At 63.8% G+C, this 14,690-nt stretch carries 17 protein-coding genes and 2 pseudogenes; 6 read left to right on the top strand and 13 right to left on the bottom strand.

The window, feature by feature from the left end:
- Positions 1–122: 122 nt before the first annotated feature.
- Positions 123–926 carry an FRG domain-containing protein gene (locus M3I53_RS10565; RefSeq protein WP_254315891.1) on the top strand — a complete coding sequence of 268 codons (804 nt, stop codon included), beginning with the start codon at positions 123–125 and terminating at the stop codon, positions 924–926.
- Positions 927–953: 27 nt separating this feature from the next.
- Here the strand turns inward: M3I53_RS10565 and M3I53_RS10560 are convergent, their stop codons facing one another.
- Both M3I53_RS10560 and M3I53_RS10555 read right to left on the bottom strand, forming a co-directional pair.
- The gene (locus M3I53_RS10560) at positions 954–1,250 is read right to left on the bottom strand and encodes a YciI family protein (protein ID WP_254315890.1); all 297 of its coding nucleotides are present in this window, start codon (positions 1,248–1,250) and stop codon (positions 954–956) included.
- A 34-nt stretch (positions 1,251–1,284) separates the two neighbouring features.
- Positions 1,285–1,872, bottom strand: coding sequence for an NUDIX domain-containing protein (locus tag M3I53_RS10555; protein ID WP_254315889.1), 588 nt, complete (start codon positions 1,870–1,872; stop codon positions 1,285–1,287).
- A gap of 103 nt (positions 1,873–1,975) precedes the next feature.
- Here M3I53_RS10555 and M3I53_RS10550 point away from each other — a divergent pair, with 103 nt between their 5' ends.
- Positions 1,976–2,731 carry a DeoR/GlpR family DNA-binding transcription regulator gene (locus M3I53_RS10550; protein WP_254315888.1) on the top strand — a complete coding sequence of 252 codons (756 nt, stop codon included), beginning with the start codon at positions 1,976–1,978 and terminating at the stop codon, positions 2,729–2,731.
- 440 nt (positions 2,732–3,171) lie between these two features.
- Here M3I53_RS10550 and M3I53_RS10545 read toward each other — a convergent pair whose 3' ends face one another.
- The 4 genes and pseudogenes from M3I53_RS10545 to M3I53_RS10530 all read right to left on the bottom strand — a co-directional run.
- The gene (locus M3I53_RS10545) at positions 3,172–4,035 is read right to left on the bottom strand and encodes an SDR family NAD(P)-dependent oxidoreductase (RefSeq protein WP_254315887.1); all 864 of its coding nucleotides are present in this window, start codon (positions 4,033–4,035) and stop codon (positions 3,172–3,174) included.
- A 162-nt stretch (positions 4,036–4,197) separates the two neighbouring features.
- Positions 4,198–4,974 carry a twin-arginine translocase subunit TatC gene (gene tatC, locus M3I53_RS10540; RefSeq protein WP_254315886.1) on the bottom strand — a complete coding sequence of 259 codons (777 nt, stop codon included), beginning with the start codon at positions 4,972–4,974 and terminating at the stop codon, positions 4,198–4,200.
- 68 nt (positions 4,975–5,042) lie between these two features.
- Positions 5,043–5,576, bottom strand: a complete 534-nt coding sequence (tatB, locus tag M3I53_RS10535; RefSeq protein ID WP_254315885.1) for a Sec-independent protein translocase protein TatB — start codon at positions 5,574–5,576, stop codon at positions 5,043–5,045.
- A 119-nt stretch (positions 5,577–5,695) separates the two neighbouring features.
- Positions 5,696–5,802, bottom strand: a pseudogene (locus M3I53_RS10530) (alpha/beta hydrolase); the annotation flags it as partial.
- Between the two features lie 267 nt (positions 5,803–6,069).
- On the opposite strand from M3I53_RS10530, the gene M3I53_RS10525 reads away from it, so the two are divergent.
- The 3 genes from M3I53_RS10525 (at position 6,070) to M3I53_RS10515 (ending at position 7,837) form a co-directional block, all read left to right on the top strand.
- The gene (locus M3I53_RS10525; RefSeq protein WP_254315884.1) at positions 6,070–7,098 is read left to right on the top strand and encodes a helix-turn-helix domain-containing protein; all 1,029 of its coding nucleotides are present in this window, start codon (positions 6,070–6,072) and stop codon (positions 7,096–7,098) included.
- 160 nt (positions 7,099–7,258) lie between these two features.
- The gene (locus M3I53_RS10520; RefSeq protein WP_254315883.1) at positions 7,259–7,558 is read left to right on the top strand and encodes a hypothetical protein; all 300 of its coding nucleotides are present in this window, start codon (positions 7,259–7,261) and stop codon (positions 7,556–7,558) included.
- Between the two features lie 126 nt (positions 7,559–7,684).
- Positions 7,685–7,837 carry a hypothetical protein gene (locus tag M3I53_RS10515; protein ID WP_254315882.1) on the top strand — a complete coding sequence of 51 codons (153 nt, stop codon included), beginning with the start codon at positions 7,685–7,687 and terminating at the stop codon, positions 7,835–7,837.
- Between the two features lie 15 nt (positions 7,838–7,852).
- Here M3I53_RS10515 and M3I53_RS10510 read toward each other — a convergent pair whose 3' ends face one another.
- Positions 7,853–9,400, bottom strand: coding sequence for a methyl-accepting chemotaxis protein (locus M3I53_RS10510; protein ID WP_375542492.1), 1,548 nt, complete (start codon positions 9,398–9,400; stop codon positions 7,853–7,855).
- Between the two features lie 202 nt (positions 9,401–9,602).
- Here M3I53_RS10510 and M3I53_RS38595 point away from each other — a divergent pair.
- A pseudogene (locus M3I53_RS38595) lies at positions 9,603–9,783 on the top strand (hypothetical protein); the annotation flags it as partial.
- A gap of 19 nt (positions 9,784–9,802) precedes the next feature.
- Here the strand turns inward: M3I53_RS38595 and M3I53_RS10505 are convergent.
- The 6 genes from M3I53_RS10505 to M3I53_RS10480 form a co-directional block, all read right to left on the bottom strand.
- The gene (locus tag M3I53_RS10505) at positions 9,803–10,072 is read right to left on the bottom strand and encodes a hypothetical protein (RefSeq protein ID WP_254315880.1); all 270 of its coding nucleotides are present in this window, start codon (positions 10,070–10,072) and stop codon (positions 9,803–9,805) included.
- Positions 10,073–10,405: 333 nt separating this feature from the next.
- Positions 10,406–11,257 carry an intradiol ring-cleavage dioxygenase gene (locus tag M3I53_RS10500; protein ID WP_254315879.1) on the bottom strand — a complete coding sequence of 284 codons (852 nt, stop codon included), beginning with the start codon at positions 11,255–11,257 and terminating at the stop codon, positions 10,406–10,408.
- A 261-nt stretch (positions 11,258–11,518) separates the two neighbouring features.
- On the bottom strand, positions 11,519–11,977 hold the full coding sequence (locus tag M3I53_RS10495; RefSeq protein WP_254315878.1) for a PRC-barrel domain-containing protein: 459 nt from the start codon (positions 11,975–11,977) through the stop codon (positions 11,519–11,521).
- Between the two features lie 243 nt (positions 11,978–12,220).
- Entirely contained in the window at positions 12,221–13,159 is a 939-nt protein-coding gene (gene motB, locus M3I53_RS10490; protein ID WP_254315877.1) for a flagellar motor protein MotB, read from the bottom strand.
- Positions 13,160–13,169: 10 nt separating this feature from the next.
- The gene (motA, locus tag M3I53_RS10485) at positions 13,170–14,039 is read right to left on the bottom strand and encodes a flagellar motor stator protein MotA (RefSeq protein WP_254315876.1); all 870 of its coding nucleotides are present in this window, start codon (positions 14,037–14,039) and stop codon (positions 13,170–13,172) included.
- 227 nt (positions 14,040–14,266) lie between these two features.
- Positions 14,267–14,476: a hypothetical protein gene (locus M3I53_RS10480; RefSeq protein ID WP_254315875.1), complete on the bottom strand. Its 210-nt coding sequence runs from the start codon at positions 14,474–14,476 to the stop codon at positions 14,267–14,269.
- Positions 14,477–14,690: the final 214 nt, after the last annotated feature.

Genomic DNA, 14,690 nt, shown 5'->3' with positions numbered 1-14,690 from the left:
TTTGCACACCGTGCATGGAGAGGCCTTCGTGACGTTGTCATTGTCGATGTGCTAGCGTCTCCAGCGGGCGCGCGCTTCAGGCGGCCCAGCGCAACGCAACAACAAACGCTACCGGAACCACGATGCAAACCACGGTACTCACAGACTGGCAGCAGTTCATGTCGCTGACGACGCAGCTCGACGGCTGGGCGTTTCGCGGCCAGCAGAACGCGCAGTGGCACCTGGAAAGCTCGCTCACGCGCTACATGCGCGACTACGTGGGCGACCGGCTGCAATGGCGCCAGCGCGAGGAGCGCGCCATTCGCGTGTTTCGCCGCAAGGCGCACAACTTTCTCGCGCATCCGGACCTGCTCAAGGACGATCTGCGCTGTCTCGCGCTCATGCAGCACCACGGCGCGCCCACGCGGCTGCTCGATTTCACCAAGAGCCCGTTCGTCGCGGCCTTTTTCGCGCTCGAACGCGCAACCGGCGACGCGGCCGTCTACGCGCTGAACACGCCGGCGCTCTGGAACAGCCGCGCACTGCCCAAGGCCAATCCCACGCTCACGCGCGACGTGATCGACCCGCGCGCGCACGACAACTTCGAGCGCTACTTCTTTAGCAACACGAACGAAATTCTCTGGTCGGGTGAGCCCACCGAGATGGACGACCGGCTCGTCGCGCAGTCGGGCACGTTCGTCGTGCCGGGCGTGATCGACAAGCCCTTGCAGGCCATTCTGGAAGGCTACGAGAGCCACGAGGAGCTGCTGCACAAGATCGTGCTGCCCGAGCGCATCCGCATGGACGCGATGAAGTGGCTCTACCGCATGAACATCACGAATGCATCGCTGTTTCCGGGGCTCGACGGGCTCGCGCGATCCATTGCGGTGGAGCTGGAGATCGTGTGGTCGGGCATGGTGGTGCCGGTTGCGGGCTCGCCGAACTGAACCGGCGCTAGCCCGCAGCGCCAACACTCAAGGCGTTTCGGGCCGCGGCAGATTGAGGCCGGGCGCGAGGCGCGTGGCCTTGAATTCCGTCACTTCGTAGTTGGCGACGCCCTGCTGAGCGAAAGGATCGGCGGCGAGCAGCGCATCGAGCCGCTCGCGCGGCATATGCGAGGCGATGATCACGCCGCCGTCGCGCGGCATCTTGGGGCCGGCAGCGATGAAATTGCCGGCTTCGAACTGCGCGTCCAGGTACGCGCGATGCGCGGGCAGGGCGTCGTCGATGCGTTCGAGCGAAGCGGTATAGAACAGCGAGACGATGTACATGGGTGGTCGGTAGAAAGCGAGCGAAACGCGTATGTTAGCGCGCGAGACCGCGCAACGCCGCGTGCTGTAACAGCATGATCGTCTTGCCGTCGACGATCTCGCCGCGCTCGATCATCCTCAGCGCCTCGCCAAGCGGCACTTCGACCACTTCCAGATCCTCGCCTTCCTCCTCGACTCCGCCTCCCGCGCCGGGCCGCTCGGCGGGGTCGTATTCGCCAAGGTAGAAATAAAGCTTCTCGGTCACGGAGCCCGGGCTCATGTACGCCTCGAACATCTTGCGCAGGTTGCGCACGCGGTAGCCCGTTTCTTCCTCGACTTCGGCGCGAATGCGCTCGTCGGGGGCGGCGTCGTCGAGCAGTCCGCCCGGAGCCTCGATCATCATGCCGTCATGCCCGTTGACGAACGTCGGCATGCGAAATTGCCGCGTGAGCACGACGTTGCCGCTCTTCGGGTCGTGCAGCAGGATGGTCGCGCCGTTGCCGCGATCGTAGGTTTCGCGGCTCTGGCGCTGCCACGTGCCGTTGCTGCGCAGAAAGTCGAAGGTCACCTTGCGCAGCACATACCAGTCGTCGGACAGCACGGTGGTTTCGATCATTCGCACGCGGTCTTTCGTTGCAGTCATTTCGTTCCCCTTGGTCGGCATTCGCCATTCATGGTATCGTGCAGTTTCGTGCAAAATCAAGAAAATTCGTGCAAACCGGTGTCACCCGTTGCCGACCATTCCCATGCTCACAGATCAACGAAAGAAAGCGATACTCGCGGCGCTCAAGCGCGACGGCCAGGTACTCGCCGGCGAACTGAGCGCGCAATTCGGCGTTTCCGAGGACACGGTGCGGCGCGACTTGCGCGAGTTGGCCGCCGAAGGCCTCTTGCAGCGCGTGCATGGCGGCGCGCTGCCGGCTTCGCCGGCGGTGGCGCCCATTGCCGAGCGGCGCGGCATGGAGGTGGCGGCCAAGCGGCGCATCGCGCAAAAGGCCGCGGACATGATCGCGCCGGGGCAGGTGGCGATCGTCGATGGCGGGACGACCTCGGCGCTGCTGGTCGAGTGCCTGCCGCGCGATCTGCAGGCGACCATCGTCACGCATAGCCCCGGCGTCGCGGTGGCGCTCGCGGAGCATCCCGCTATCGAGGTCGTGCTGATCGGCGGGAAGCTCTACAAGCATTCGGTGGTCACCGTGGGCGCGGCGGCCGTGGAGGCGATCGCGCACATTCACGCAGACCTGTACTTCATGGGCGTGACGGGCGTGCACGTGCAGGCGGGGCTCAGCACAGGAGATTTCGAGGAATCCTATGTAAAGCGCGCGCTGGCCGCGCGCGCGGCGGAAACGGTCGTCCTCGCTTCCGCCGCGAAGCTCAACGCCGCATCGCCGTACTGCATCGGTCCGATCGGCATGGCGCAGACCATCGTCGTCGAGCGTTCGACCGATGCGAAGCTGACCGAGCCGATCGAAGCGGCCGGCGTGACGGTGGTGCGTGCCTGAGTGTTCGCCGGAGTGCGTGAGCGCGCAGTCACGCCAGGCGTGAGGCACGAGTTTCTGCACGCACTAGTTCAGCAGTTCGGCGACGAATAGCACGTTTTTTGCGGGGCACGCCACTCCAGCCTCAAACGAGGTTCATCGGCGGAATTTCGGTAACCAGTGCATCGATCGCGCAAAGAGTCTTCAACGGAAGAGCTGTACGCCGCGACCTGTGTATGGGCTGTGGCACTGCTCAGCGTCGTCGCGTTCGGGCCGGGCGCTCAGTCGCATCGTCCGAACTCAGCGCTGGATGAATGCCCGTCACCCGAGTACGTAGGATAAGTGATGAACGGCGAAACTGGCAGCCACCGCCTGATGCAGTCGGCCGTAACGGCCCACTGCAGGCAGTCGCCGTTCTTCAAAGTGGCCCGGTCAGAACAAGTGAGTCGTGAATTACACCCAATTCAAATCGTCGGAAACGGCGGAACGGGGCCGACGGCATCGACGTCGGTTGATACGCTGACCGCGTGCCAACGGTCTGCCTCGGCCGCTCTTGCCTGCTCGGCCTGACGAGCAAAATGGAAAGCGTCGCTTCCGAGCAGAATGTGCGGCGGAAGGGTTTCGGCGTCAGCAATCTGGAGGACCACCTGTGCAACCTTGACGGGATCCCCGGACTCATTACCCCAATAGCCTTCCATCTGTTTCACGCTGGCGCCGACTGATGGTTCGTAATCTGGCAGCAAGACCGGTCGGTTTGCGTGAGCACGTGCTCCCCAATTGGTGCGCATGCCGCCCGGCTCAAGAGCGGTAACCTTGACACCGAAAGGTGCAGTCTCCAGCGCCAGGCCTTCGGTGAAGCCGCCGACGGCCCATTTCGACGCGAAATAGGCCGCGTTGCCCGGGAACGCCGTGCGACCACCCAACGAAGAAATCTGGATGATGTGTCCGCTGCGCTGCTGCCGCATGACAGGTAGCGCCGCGCGCGCGAGATTCACGGCTCCGAAAAAACACGTCTCGACCAGTCGGCGAAACTCGTCTGAGGGAACCTGCTCAAACGGACGGGTATCCCCATAACCGGCATTATTGACGAGCACGTCAAGCCGGCCAAAAGCATCGATCGCTGCGTCGACCGCCGCCTGGCCTTGAGGCTCGTCCGTGACGTCGAGTTTGACCGTCCTGACACTCTCGCCATAGAGGCCCACCAGTTCGTCGAGCTGGCGAACGTTACGGGCGGTTGCGACGACCTGATTGCCCGCTGCCAGCGCTGCCTCGGCAATGAATCGACCCAGACCGCTTCCACTTCCAGTGATAAGCCAAACTTTAGACATTTCAAATCTCCTTTCATCAACCTGGCGACTAGACAGTCATTAACAGAGCAAAGAATTACCGCAAGGCCTTCCACAACAGCATGTTGTAAAGGGCGCTTCTCTCGGTGCGGCGCGCGAAAGTGAGTGAGTGAGAAGGCGCTTTCCTGGGCCGCCACACGCCCATCACTGTCCTTCTGCTTCCTGCTCCCTGATCCCGTCCTTGCGTGTAAATATCCAGGCTGCAACGATTCCAATTTCGTAAAGAATGACCAGCGGGAAGGCGAGAATCAACTGAGAGAACACGTCCGGTGGCGTCACCACGGCGGAAACCGCAAACGCACCGACAATCACATACGGCCGGATCTGACGCAACTTCTTCACCGTCACGATCCCCGTGCGTGCGAGGATCACCACGATGATCGGCACCTCAAACGTCACGCCAAAGGCAAGAAACATGGTGAGGACGAAACTCACATACTTGTCGATATCCGTGGTCATTTCCACGCCGAGTGGAGCGTTGTAATGCGCCATCACATGGAAAATGTTGGGAAACACGACGAAATAGGCGAATGCCATGCCGCATAGAAACAGCGTGTAGCTGCTGCTGACCAGCGGCACGACGAGCTTCCTCTCGTGCCGATAAAGCCCCGGAGCGATAAACGCCCAGATTTGGTACAGCACGACAGGCAGTGCGATGACGAGCGCAACCATCATGGTGACTTTCACCGGGACGAAGAACGAGCCGGCGACGTCGGTGACAATCAGCTTGCCGTCCTTCGGCAGGTTCTGGATAAGCGGGTGCGCAAGCAGTCGGAAGATATAGGGCGCCCAGTAAACCAGTCCCAGGAACACCAGGACCACTGAACCGCCGGCGCGGATAATCCGCTCGCGCAGTTCGACAAGGTGTGAAATGAGCGTCTCTTCGATTGGCTCGTCTCCAGTGTGTTGCAGGTCGCTCATGCCAGGCCTCCGCGGGAATCATCGATGGGAGAAAAATGGGTCAGTGCCAAATGACAACGGGAAAGCCATCAGAAAAGCCACGCACGGCGCGTCGCCTCGGGAATACACCCCACAGTCTGCGACGCCCGCGATTGCAAGCGCGTTTTACGCACTGTCGCGTGCTTGTACCAAGTCGGGATAGCGCCCTTCTGGACGCGCCAGTTCCTGCGCTTCCTTTGCGACGCCTTGCCGATGCCCATGACGACACCAGAGGTATCACGGTCGACGCGCCTTAGACCTCGACCTTCGACGCCTGCCCCACTGTCCGGCACTGATGGGCCCGAATCCCGTGCGTCGTCGAGTTCGCTTTCCCGCGAGCGCAGTACCTCTTGAACCTTGTTCTCGACATCCGATGCCGCTGTTTCAAACCCCGCGCGCATCTTCTTCAAACCGTCGAGTTCAATCTCGCGGGCGAATTCCGCCTTGACGTCGTCGACATACCGATGCGCACGGCCGAACAGCACGCCCGCCGTCCGCGCCACGCCTGGCAAGCGCTTTGGCCCTAGCACTATGAGTGCGACGACCCCGATCAGCGCCATTTTGGTCAATCCGAGATCGAACATGGAATCAAAGCTCCTGATACTGGGAATGGGTGCGGCCAAGGCCGGACCGATTCAAAGTGGACCACTAAACTGATCCGATAGCTGCTGCTACTCTCTCGGACGCGTCATGTCCTTTGTCTCCATCTGGACGCGATGTGATCCGAGCCCCAACTGTCGTCTGCGGCTGCTCCGGGAAACCGAAGCCGGGTATCGATGGCACGACGACGTGGAACGCGTCATCCGCGCTTCCATAGCATTTCGAAAATCATCAGATTGCCGTCGTTGAGTGCATTAAAACTGGGCGAGGTATCTGGTTTGTGTCGGGAGAGTGGCTTATTGCATGACAATGTATTCGCCCGCGCAGCATATACATTGAGAAACAATATCGGTATTTCGAAATCCTGAAGTCCATGCGGCGAGCACGACCCTAAAGAATTTGCGCGCGCAACCGATAGCGCAGTAGTCGAGTGGAGGATATACCATCCCCTAGTCGTTTCGCATACCAAGGTGGCTCATGAGCCCAACGCCCAATTCCCTGCCGTATTCCGCGTTCGATACCAGCGTCCTGCCTCGCGATCAGCAGTTTTCCGCGTGGCGCGAGGCGGTGAGCGTCATCTTCGACACGCAGACTGCCGAATCGCGCGATGCGGGATTCGGCACCAGCGTGACCGGCTATCTGTTCGGCGACGTGGTGCTGGGCTCGATACGCACGGGCGCGCAGCGCTACGACCGCTCGAACGCCAAGATCGGGCGCGACGGCCAAGATCAATATGTTCTGCAGTTCTATCTAGGCGGCCATTGCCGGGCGCGCGACGGGGGCCCGGAAGCGTGTACGCAACCGGGCGACATGTTCATCGTGGACGCGGCCCAAGCGCTCGCGACCGAAACCACGCAGAGCGAATTCATCAATCTGGCGGTGCCGCGGCGCTTGCTTGCCCCTCTCCTGACGGCGCCCGACCAGCAGAGCATGCGAGTAATACGCGGCGCCGATCCTGCGGTTGCGCTGCTGCGCGAGCATCTGGGCGCGCTTTACCGGCACGCCCCACAGATGACGCGCACCCACGCCCAGGCCGTCATGCCGGCAACGCTTCAGCTCGCGGCCAGCGCGCTCAACGCGAGCGTGAGCCCGGAACACGTGCCGGCCGTTCAGCAGTGCGCATTCGTGTCGATCTGCCGCTATGTGGAGAAGCGCCTGACCGATCCGCAACTGAACGCGCAATCCGTTGCGCATGCCTTCGGCATCTCGCGCGCCACGCTGTACCGCCTTTTCGAGCAGGAGGGCGGCTTCGCGACTTATGTGCGCGAGCGTCGCTTGCGGCGCTGCCGCCAGATGCTCGCCGACCCGGCGCGACGCATCATGACGATTGCCGACATCGCCGCCGCACACGGCTTCACCGACGCGGCGAATTTCACACGCGCATTTCGCCGCTCGATTGGCCTCTCACCGCGGGCGGTACGGATGCTGGCGCTCAATGGCGATACCGAAGTGGCGAAAGAGGCGAGCGCGGACGACTGGCGCTACTGGATGGCCTTGATGCGTTGAGCATGAAACGCCCCGATCATGCAAGCCGCGTGTGAGACAAAACAACAAGTATTTGAGACATAGGGACAGATTTGCCCCGAGGCACTGCCGATTCATTGCCGCGTCATGCGCCGACTGCAAAGATGCAGACGCCTGCGAGATCCAGGCAAACGGGGGAAACATGAAAAGGGCCCACAAAAGGCCGCGTCAAGGCGGCCTGTACTACTACGAAGCGGCGTATTCGCTCGAACTCGCGCGCGGCGCGTCGCATATTTCCAGCATGCTTTCGACGGCGACACAGGAAAGCGCCGTGCAAGAAGTGATGCACGAATTCATCGCGACGCACGGCAGGGCCGAACTGGACGTGTTTTGCTGGCTGCTGGCCGAGCGGCTGGAAAGGCGCGGCTGCGCAGCGGCTGCCATGAAAGCCAGGGGCTTCGACGCCTCCCGCCGGATGCCGGAGTTGGCCTGGGCAAGCTGACACACGGGGTTGCGCAAAGCACGCAATTCGAAGGCACGGCGCGCGAGGGCGAGATCTCGCCGAGGTGGGCTCGTTTCCGACGTCAACTCGCCGAAAGGCACCTCACGCTCGACTGACCTGCTCTCGATGCTCGAGCCGCTGATCGAGAAAGGCGACGCCACGCGCGACACCGCCGCATGGCAGCAGGCGCTTGCCAGGATCCACGGCATGATCTTGCTGAACAGCGCGTCGAATCGAGGCGGCCGGTTCGCCGGCCGCGCCTCGATCGAGCGGCTCTAACGCCTGGTCCTGCGCTCAGCGCGCGAGCCTGAACGCCCCAACGGCATCGCGTAGCGAGTCGGCCTGCTCGCTGAGCGCCATGGCGGCCGCGGCCGCTTCTTCCACTAGCGCGGCGTTCTGCTGCGAGACCTGGTCCATCTGCGAGACCGCGAGATTCACCTGCTCGATGCCGTCGCGCTGCTCTTCGGAGGCGTTCGCGATCTCGTGCATGATCGTCGTCACGCGGCCAATGGACTCGCCGATCTCGTTCATCGTCTCGCCGGCCGAGCGCACATAGTCCGAGCCCGTCGAAACGTGCTCGACCGATTCGGCGATCAGCGTCTTGATCTCTTTGGCGGCCGCCGCCGAACGCTGCGCAAGCGAGCGCACCTCGCTCGCGACCACGGCGAATCCGCGGCCCTGTTCGCCCGCGCGCGCGGCTTCCACCGCCGCATTGAGCGCGAGGATATTGGTCTGGAAAGCAATGCCTTCGATGATGCCGGTGATGTCGGCGATCTTCTGCGAGCTGCCGTCGATGCGCTCCATCGTCTGCACCGCGTTGCTCACGACCTGCGAGCCACGATCGGCGACTTCCTGCGCGCTGTTGGCGAGCGTCTGCGCGGTGCGCGCGTTCTCGGCGTTCTGCTTGACCGTGGCGGTGAGCTGCTCCATGCTCGCGGCCGTTTCCTGCAGCGAGGCCGCCTGTTCTTCGGTGCGCTGCGACAGGTCGTCGTTGCCGGCGGCGATCTGCCGCGTCGCCGTGGAAATGGACTCGGAGCTGTGGCTGACCTTGCGCACCGTTTGGGCGAGCGCGTCCTGCATGGCCTTGAGGCTCGCTACGAGGCGGCCCATTTCGTCGCTGGAACGCGTTTCGAGGTTGGCGGTCAAGTCGCCGTCCGCGATGCGCTGGAGCGCGCCCTGTACGTTTTCGAGAGGCGCAGCGATCGCGCGGTGCAGTCCCGCGGCGCAGACGCCCGCCACCGCGAGGCCGAGCACGATCAGCGCGATGCTGCCGGCCCGCAGCCACGAATAGCGGTCCTGCGCGCGGTCGAACGCCTGCTCGCCATGCGCCTTCTGCCATGCCTCGAGCGCGGTCGAGGCCTTGGTGAGCGCGACCGAGAGCGGCGGAATGCGCTTCATCGCGATATCGTCTTGGGCCTGGCGGTCGCCTTGCTTGATCGCGGCCATGAGCGGCTGGATGCCTTGCTCCAGCATGCCGGTGAGGGCGGCCTGAACGCCGTCGGCGAGCGCCTGCTCTTCGGGAGCGTGCGGCAGCGAGCGGTAGACCTCCCAGGCCTTGTTCGAGGTGTCGAGATAGTTCTGTGCCTTGTCGAGCAACGGCTGAACATCGGGCGCGTCCGGGTGCAGGAGGATCCGGTCGAGCGTCGTGCGCGCGATGGTCAGGTTCAGGTTCGACTTGCCGATGTTGATGGCGGCGACCAGCTGGTTCGAATAGGCATAGCCGAGCGCCGTATTGGTGCGCGACATGCCTGCAAGGCCGGAAACGCCGGCTGCCAAGATCAGCAAGGCCAGCAGGCCGACCGCGATGCGCAGACGAACAGAGATAGAGAGTCGTGCAAACACGAAGAGGGCTCCAGAACGCAAGGGGCTATGTAGCAGAAAAACGGTCGTGCTTCGAGCGTGAGACGGCAAAGCACTGAACATGTTACGGCGCTGGGCGAAGGAACTGAAGGTCAGCGCGGGAGCCCGCTGGACCTCTTGCGCAATGGTGGTTTTCCCCAGTCAATCGGGGAAAATTGCAAGCGCCTCAGTGCGCCACGGACCTACGCAGTATGCGCTGACGAACTCTCAGTCGCCGTTGATGGCATTTCGACGACCGGGCGGTTGTCCGTTCAGTCGGTTGTCGTGGGGCACGACGCGACGAAGCCGCTGGTTGCCGTTGGTTACTCGGCCGCGTTGCCGACGGGCAGGGCATGGGTGGCGTCGTCGTGTTGCAGTGCCAGTGAGGCGCCTGGGCACGGCATTTTAGCTGCGCCCCGAATGCCTCAGGCGCTTGAGCACGAGCACGCAGAGCGCCGGCAAATGCACGACGCCCATGCCACACGCAATCACCGCCCACGGCGGCGCGATCGTGCCGGACATCATCGCGCCGACCACGCCGAAGCACAGGCCGGCCAGCAACAGCGTGGCGTGGGCGATGAGGCGCTTCGGGCCGCGCTCGGTGAAGCGCGGAATGTTCGCGTGGACATACACGACGATCAGCAGGGCGGCGGTGGCAACGGCGGGGAACAACATGTTCGAATCCTCGATTCCGGCAGTGATGACGGTAAAGTCTTCGACTGTAGTAGAGGAACGCCGTTGCGTCGATGGCTAGAGGGTTGCGGAAGGGGTTAGCACCACACCACGCTGTCGTACGCCACGGTACGGCGATACACGTTCTTGCCGCGCCAGCTGGAAAATTCCATATACGCGCATTCCAGCACCAGAATCCAGTTCGTAACCCGCATCGCCGCCCCCAAAGGTGTTCCCGGTTGTTCGTTCGACTGCGAGACCAGTCTATGACCCGGGAGCGGCGGACGATGCGGCGAGCAAGGCGCGATATCGCGTCCAGTTCGCCGCATTGCCGGATCAGGCGGGCGCCGCGAGCGGCATGAGCACGAAGTCGAACGTGGAGCGCCAGGGCGTGGCGCTGTCTGCCACCCGCTCGTACGGCGCGACGAGCGATGCTTTCACGCCGAACACGGCGTCCGACTGCAGGTAGGGATCGTCTCCCACGAAGGTATGCGTGACCACCTTCTGAAAGCCCGGCGCGGTGATAAGGAAATGCATGTGTGCGGGCCGGTACGGGTGGCGGCCGAGGTTTGCGAGCATCTTGCCCACCGGGCCGTCGTGCGGGATCGGGTACGAGACCGGCTTGATGCCGACGAAGCGATAGGCGCCGTCCGCGCCGGTCGTGAAGATGCCGCGGTTGTTCCACCTGGGCTGCACGCCGGGCTGCTGCACGTCGTAGTAGCCGTCGGCGTTGTCGGACCACACGTCGATGCGCGCGCCCTCCACCGGCCGGCCATCAAGATCGAGCACGCGGCCCTCGAACAGGCAGCGCTCGCCCTTGCCGTCCGCAGTGATGCACGCGCCCATCTCGCGCTCGGGCGCGCCGGCCACGTGGAACGGGCCGAACACGGTGTTTTCGGTGGCGGCGCCGGGCTGGCGGTTGTTGATGGCGTCCACGAGCATGGAAAACCCTAGCGTGTCCGAGAGCAGGACGAACTCCTGGCGCTCGGCGCTGCAGAGCTGGCCCGCCGTGGTGAGAAAGTCGATGGCGGTTTCCCATTCCGGCTGGGTGAGTTGCACTTCTTTCGCGAATGCGTGCAGATGGCGCACGAGCGCGCTCATCACCTCGCGCAGACGCTCGTCGGCGTTTTCGCCGATACGCGCATTGACGGCGTCGGCGGAGGCGGCTTCGCTGAAGAACTGGGTCATGGGTTCGGGGTTATCTGTAGGGTTGCCAGGCGTTGGCTGTGTTGCCTAGTGTTCGCTGATTGCAGTGACATCGACGTCGTGCTGCAACAGCGCGTATTTTGCGCCTGTCGCCATCGGGAACCAAAAACTGGTCCAATGGGCCGATCCGATCAGCCGTTCCCCGTTCCCATCCCCACGCGCGCATTCCGGCGCGCGCTCGATGCGATACGCGGCTCCGAACGCCAGCTTACCCGCTCGGAGCCGTGTGCTGGACTACTACGCTCAGTGACGCGGCGTCACCGGCTCGACCGCGGCCCAGTACGGCTCGGCGCCGTAATACGCGTGCAGCGTGCTGCCCCAGCTCGCGTCGGCCATCGACGGCCAGTTGTCCCGGTCGAAGCCCGGCGCTTCCTTCACGCGCTCGGACGAGACGTTGAGCAGGAAGCACTTGCGGCTCGTATCGAGCATGAGCGCGCTCCAGGGAATGGCGAGCAGCTTGTCGCCGATGCCGAGAAAGCCGCCGCTCGACATCACCACGTAGGCCACGCGGCCGCTCTGCACGTCGAGCATGATTTCCTTGATCTTGCCGACTTCCTGGCCGTCCGAACTCAGCACGCGGTCGCTGTCGAGCGTGCTGGCGGCCATCACGTCGGGGCCCGGCCCCGCGGCGCTCACGCGGCCCTTGCCGACGATGCGCACGCCATTGCCGGTTGGCATGGGCGGAGGAATGAAGGTGGGCATGCTGGTCTCCAGATGTGAGGGGAACAATGTTGAGTCCGGCCAGACTCCCGACGATTCCCGTGTTCAGGCGGCAGGCGATGCCCCGGCGGTTCTGGCCGCGTTCTGGCGATACAGCAAGCGGCGTACCGCGTCGCGTTCCCGGTTCGACGCGCTGGCGCGCGGCGCATCGGGGCAGTTCGTGCCTCTCTGGAGACGGCTTTGGACCCGCTTTGGAGACCCATTCCGGGCCGCGCCGTCAATGCCTTATGAAGCCGGCGTGGCCGCCTTTCGCGGGGTGTCGACGTCGTAGCGTTTCGCCTGCTCGAAGAACGCGCGCTCGGCGGCCTTGTTCATCACCAGAATGCTGATGCGCCGGTTCAGCGGGCTGTCCGCCGTGTCGTGGTCGAGCGGCAGGACATCGGCGAGGCCCCGCACCTGGAGCAGCTTCTCCTCGCTCAGGTGGCCGGCCACCAGTGCGCGGCGCGCGGCGTTGGCGCGCTCGCTCGAAAGCTCCCAGTTCGAGTAGCCCGCGAGGCCGCCCGAGTAAGGTACCGAGTCGGTGTGCCCCGCGATCGACACGCCGCTCTCCACGTCGTTCAGCGCGCTGCCGATCTGCACGAGGATCTCGTACGCGTAGTCCTCGAGCTTCGCGCTGCCGGTCGCGAACATCGGGCGCTTGAGCGAATCGACCAGCTCGATGCGCAGGCCCTCGTCGGTGATCGACATGCGGATCTGGTCGCGGTACGCGCGCAACTCAGGCTTGCGCTCGATGAGCGCCGACAGTTTTTCCTTGAGCTGCGAAAGGCGCGACTTGTCGAGCGTTTCCGCGGGCACGGCGTGCGAGAGCGTGGGCTGTGCGTTCGAGCCGCCCACGGCCGGCGTCCTGCTCGAAAGGTCACGGCCGCCGCCTTGCACCACGCTCGGGTTCGGGTTCGCGGCGTCGGGCTTGCTGCCGAGCATGGCCGAAAGCGGCGTGTTGAAGTACTTCTCGATGCCGTCGCGATCGTACTGCGACGTGGAGCCGAGCAGCCACAACAAGAGGAAAAACGCCATCATCGCGGTCATGAAGTCGGCATAGGCGATCTTCCATGCACCGCCGTGGTGACCCTCGTGGCCGCCTTTCTTCACGCGGCGCACCACGAGCGTGGTCTTGCTGCCCTCTGTGTCGCGCGCGGCGCGCGAGCCTGGAGTACGTTCTGCCATCTCTGGACTCCTAAGCGGCTTTCGGCGTCCTGGTGGCGCGCACCGCTTCATCGAGCTCCTGGAAGCTCGGGCGGTCGGCGGTGAACAGCACCTTGCGGCCGAATTCCACGGCCACGGGCGGCGCGTAGCCGGCGAGCGACGCGAGCAGCACGGCCTTCACGCACTGGAACGGCTTGCTGGCGGCGCGGCCCTTGGCGTTGAGCAGATCGGCGAGCGGACCGACGAAGCCGTAGGCGAGCAGAATGCCGAGGAACGTGCCCACTAGCGCGCCCGCGATCATCTCGCCGAGCACCGCGGGCGGCTTGCCGACCGAGCCCATGGTGTGCACCACGCCCATCACGGCGGCCACGATGCCGAATGCCGGCAGGCCGTCGGCCATCTTCTGGATGGCGTTGGGCGCAATCGACACCTCGGAGTGGTGCGTGTCGAGCTCTTCGTCCATGAGGTCCTGCATTTCCAGGGGATTCACGTTGCCGCTCGACATCATGCGCAGATAGTCGACGATAAAGTCGAGCAGATGATGGTCGTCGAGCACGCGTGCGTACTTCTGGAAAGTCGGGCTGTTCTCTGGCGCTTCGATGTCGGCCTCGAGCGCCATCATGCCTTCCTTGCGCGCCTTTTGCAGCAGCTCGTAAAGGAGGGCGATCAGCTCGAGGTATTGCGCCTTCGTATAGCCACCGCCCTCGAAGCAGGTGGGCAGCGCCTTGAGCGTCTTGCCGAGCGTGGCGGTGGGGTTGCTCACCACGAACGCGCCGAGCGCCGCGCCGAAAATGCACAGGAGTTCGAACGGTTGAACGAGCGCGGGCAGGTGCCCCCCCACGCCCACGAAGCTCCCGATCACCGATCCGAGCACGACGATCCAGCCAATTGCTACAAACATGTTGTCTACCTTTTCATTCTCAAAGTACTACGGGTCAACCTGGTCAGGCCGGCTCGACGAGACGCTCGAGCCACGCCTCGTTCGCCGCACGATCCACGTTCAGCAAGGCGCGCGACGTTGCGCGCGCACGCACTGACAGGCAAGCGCCGCCGTGGGATTCAAGGCAGCGGCGCGATCGGGCATGGCCGCCACGGTTTCCTGTCTCGTGTCTCGATGTCCGTGTGGCTTTAGATTCTGCGTGTGCGCACCTGCGCCGCGAGGCGGCGCACGGCGTAGTGACGCGACGTGCCGGTAAGCGCATGAGCGCTGCGCGACGGCGCGCGGCGCGCACGCGGCGCTGCGCTCGTGCGCGCGGTGGCGCCGCAGCCGGCGGTGCGCGCCGCAGTGGCGGTGCGGGTGGTCGATTTCAGTCGCAGGATTTGCGCGGGGGTTCTCATGGTGACACCGGAAGGGGTGGAGCTTTGCCCTTTTTACGGCGGTGAAAAAGCGTTGCTGAAGTCGCCAGACATGTTTTTTTTGAGGGCTTGATCGAATTCGCTACACGTTAGCCCCCCGGTTAAAAACGGCATGTATTTCGGATGTCGAAGTAATCTGGCGCCCGTAAAATTTCAGGCAAAAGATGCGTAACGTCCGTGGCGCCGGGCCACGCGA

It is taken from the genome of Paraburkholderia sp. CNPSo 3272 (genome assembly GCF_024206495.1).
Lineage (GTDB): Bacteria > Pseudomonadota > Gammaproteobacteria > Burkholderiales > Burkholderiaceae > Paraburkholderia.
This window is presented reverse-complemented; position numbering and strand designations above follow the sequence as displayed.

What these genes read in the sequence shown, in the direction of transcription:
- M3I53_RS10565 (WP_254315891.1), top strand. Translation starts at nt 123, where the DNA reads ATGCAAACCACGGTACTCACAGACTGGCAGCAGTTCATGTCGCTGACG.
- M3I53_RS10560 (WP_254315890.1), bottom strand. Translation starts at nt 1,250, where the DNA reads ATGTACATCGTCTCGCTGTTCTATACCGCTTCGCTCGAACGCATCGAC.
- M3I53_RS10555 (WP_254315889.1), bottom strand. Translation starts at nt 1,872, where the DNA reads ATGACTGCAACGAAAGACCGCGTGCGAATGATCGAAACCACCGTGCTG.
- M3I53_RS10550 (WP_254315888.1), top strand. Translation starts at nt 1,976, where the DNA reads ATGCTCACAGATCAACGAAAGAAAGCGATACTCGCGGCGCTCAAGCGC.
- M3I53_RS10545 (WP_254315887.1), bottom strand. Translation starts at nt 4,035, where the DNA reads ATGTCTAAAGTTTGGCTTATCACTGGAAGTGGAAGCGGTCTGGGTCGA.
- tatC (WP_254315886.1), bottom strand. Translation starts at nt 4,974, where the DNA reads ATGAGCGACCTGCAACACACTGGAGACGAGCCAATCGAAGAGACGCTC.
- tatB (WP_254315885.1), bottom strand. Translation starts at nt 5,576, where the DNA reads ATGTTCGATCTCGGATTGACCAAAATGGCGCTGATCGGGGTCGTCGCA.
- M3I53_RS10525 (WP_254315884.1), top strand. Translation starts at nt 6,070, where the DNA reads ATGAGCCCAACGCCCAATTCCCTGCCGTATTCCGCGTTCGATACCAGC.
- M3I53_RS10520 (WP_254315883.1), top strand. Translation starts at nt 7,259, where the DNA reads ATGAAAAGGGCCCACAAAAGGCCGCGTCAAGGCGGCCTGTACTACTAC.
- M3I53_RS10515 (WP_254315882.1), top strand. Translation starts at nt 7,685, where the DNA reads ATGCTCGAGCCGCTGATCGAGAAAGGCGACGCCACGCGCGACACCGCC.
- M3I53_RS10505 (WP_254315880.1), bottom strand. Translation starts at nt 10,072, where the DNA reads ATGTTGTTCCCCGCCGTTGCCACCGCCGCCCTGCTGATCGTCGTGTAT.
- M3I53_RS10500 (WP_254315879.1), bottom strand. Translation starts at nt 11,257, where the DNA reads ATGACCCAGTTCTTCAGCGAAGCCGCCTCCGCCGACGCCGTCAATGCG.
- M3I53_RS10495 (WP_254315878.1), bottom strand. Translation starts at nt 11,977, where the DNA reads ATGCCCACCTTCATTCCTCCGCCCATGCCAACCGGCAATGGCGTGCGC.
- motB (WP_254315877.1), bottom strand. Translation starts at nt 13,159, where the DNA reads ATGGCAGAACGTACTCCAGGCTCGCGCGCCGCGCGCGACACAGAGGGC.
- motA (WP_254315876.1), bottom strand. Translation starts at nt 14,039, where the DNA reads ATGTTTGTAGCAATTGGCTGGATCGTCGTGCTCGGATCGGTGATCGGG.
- M3I53_RS10480 (WP_254315875.1), bottom strand. Translation starts at nt 14,476, where the DNA reads ATGAGAACCCCCGCGCAAATCCTGCGACTGAAATCGACCACCCGCACC.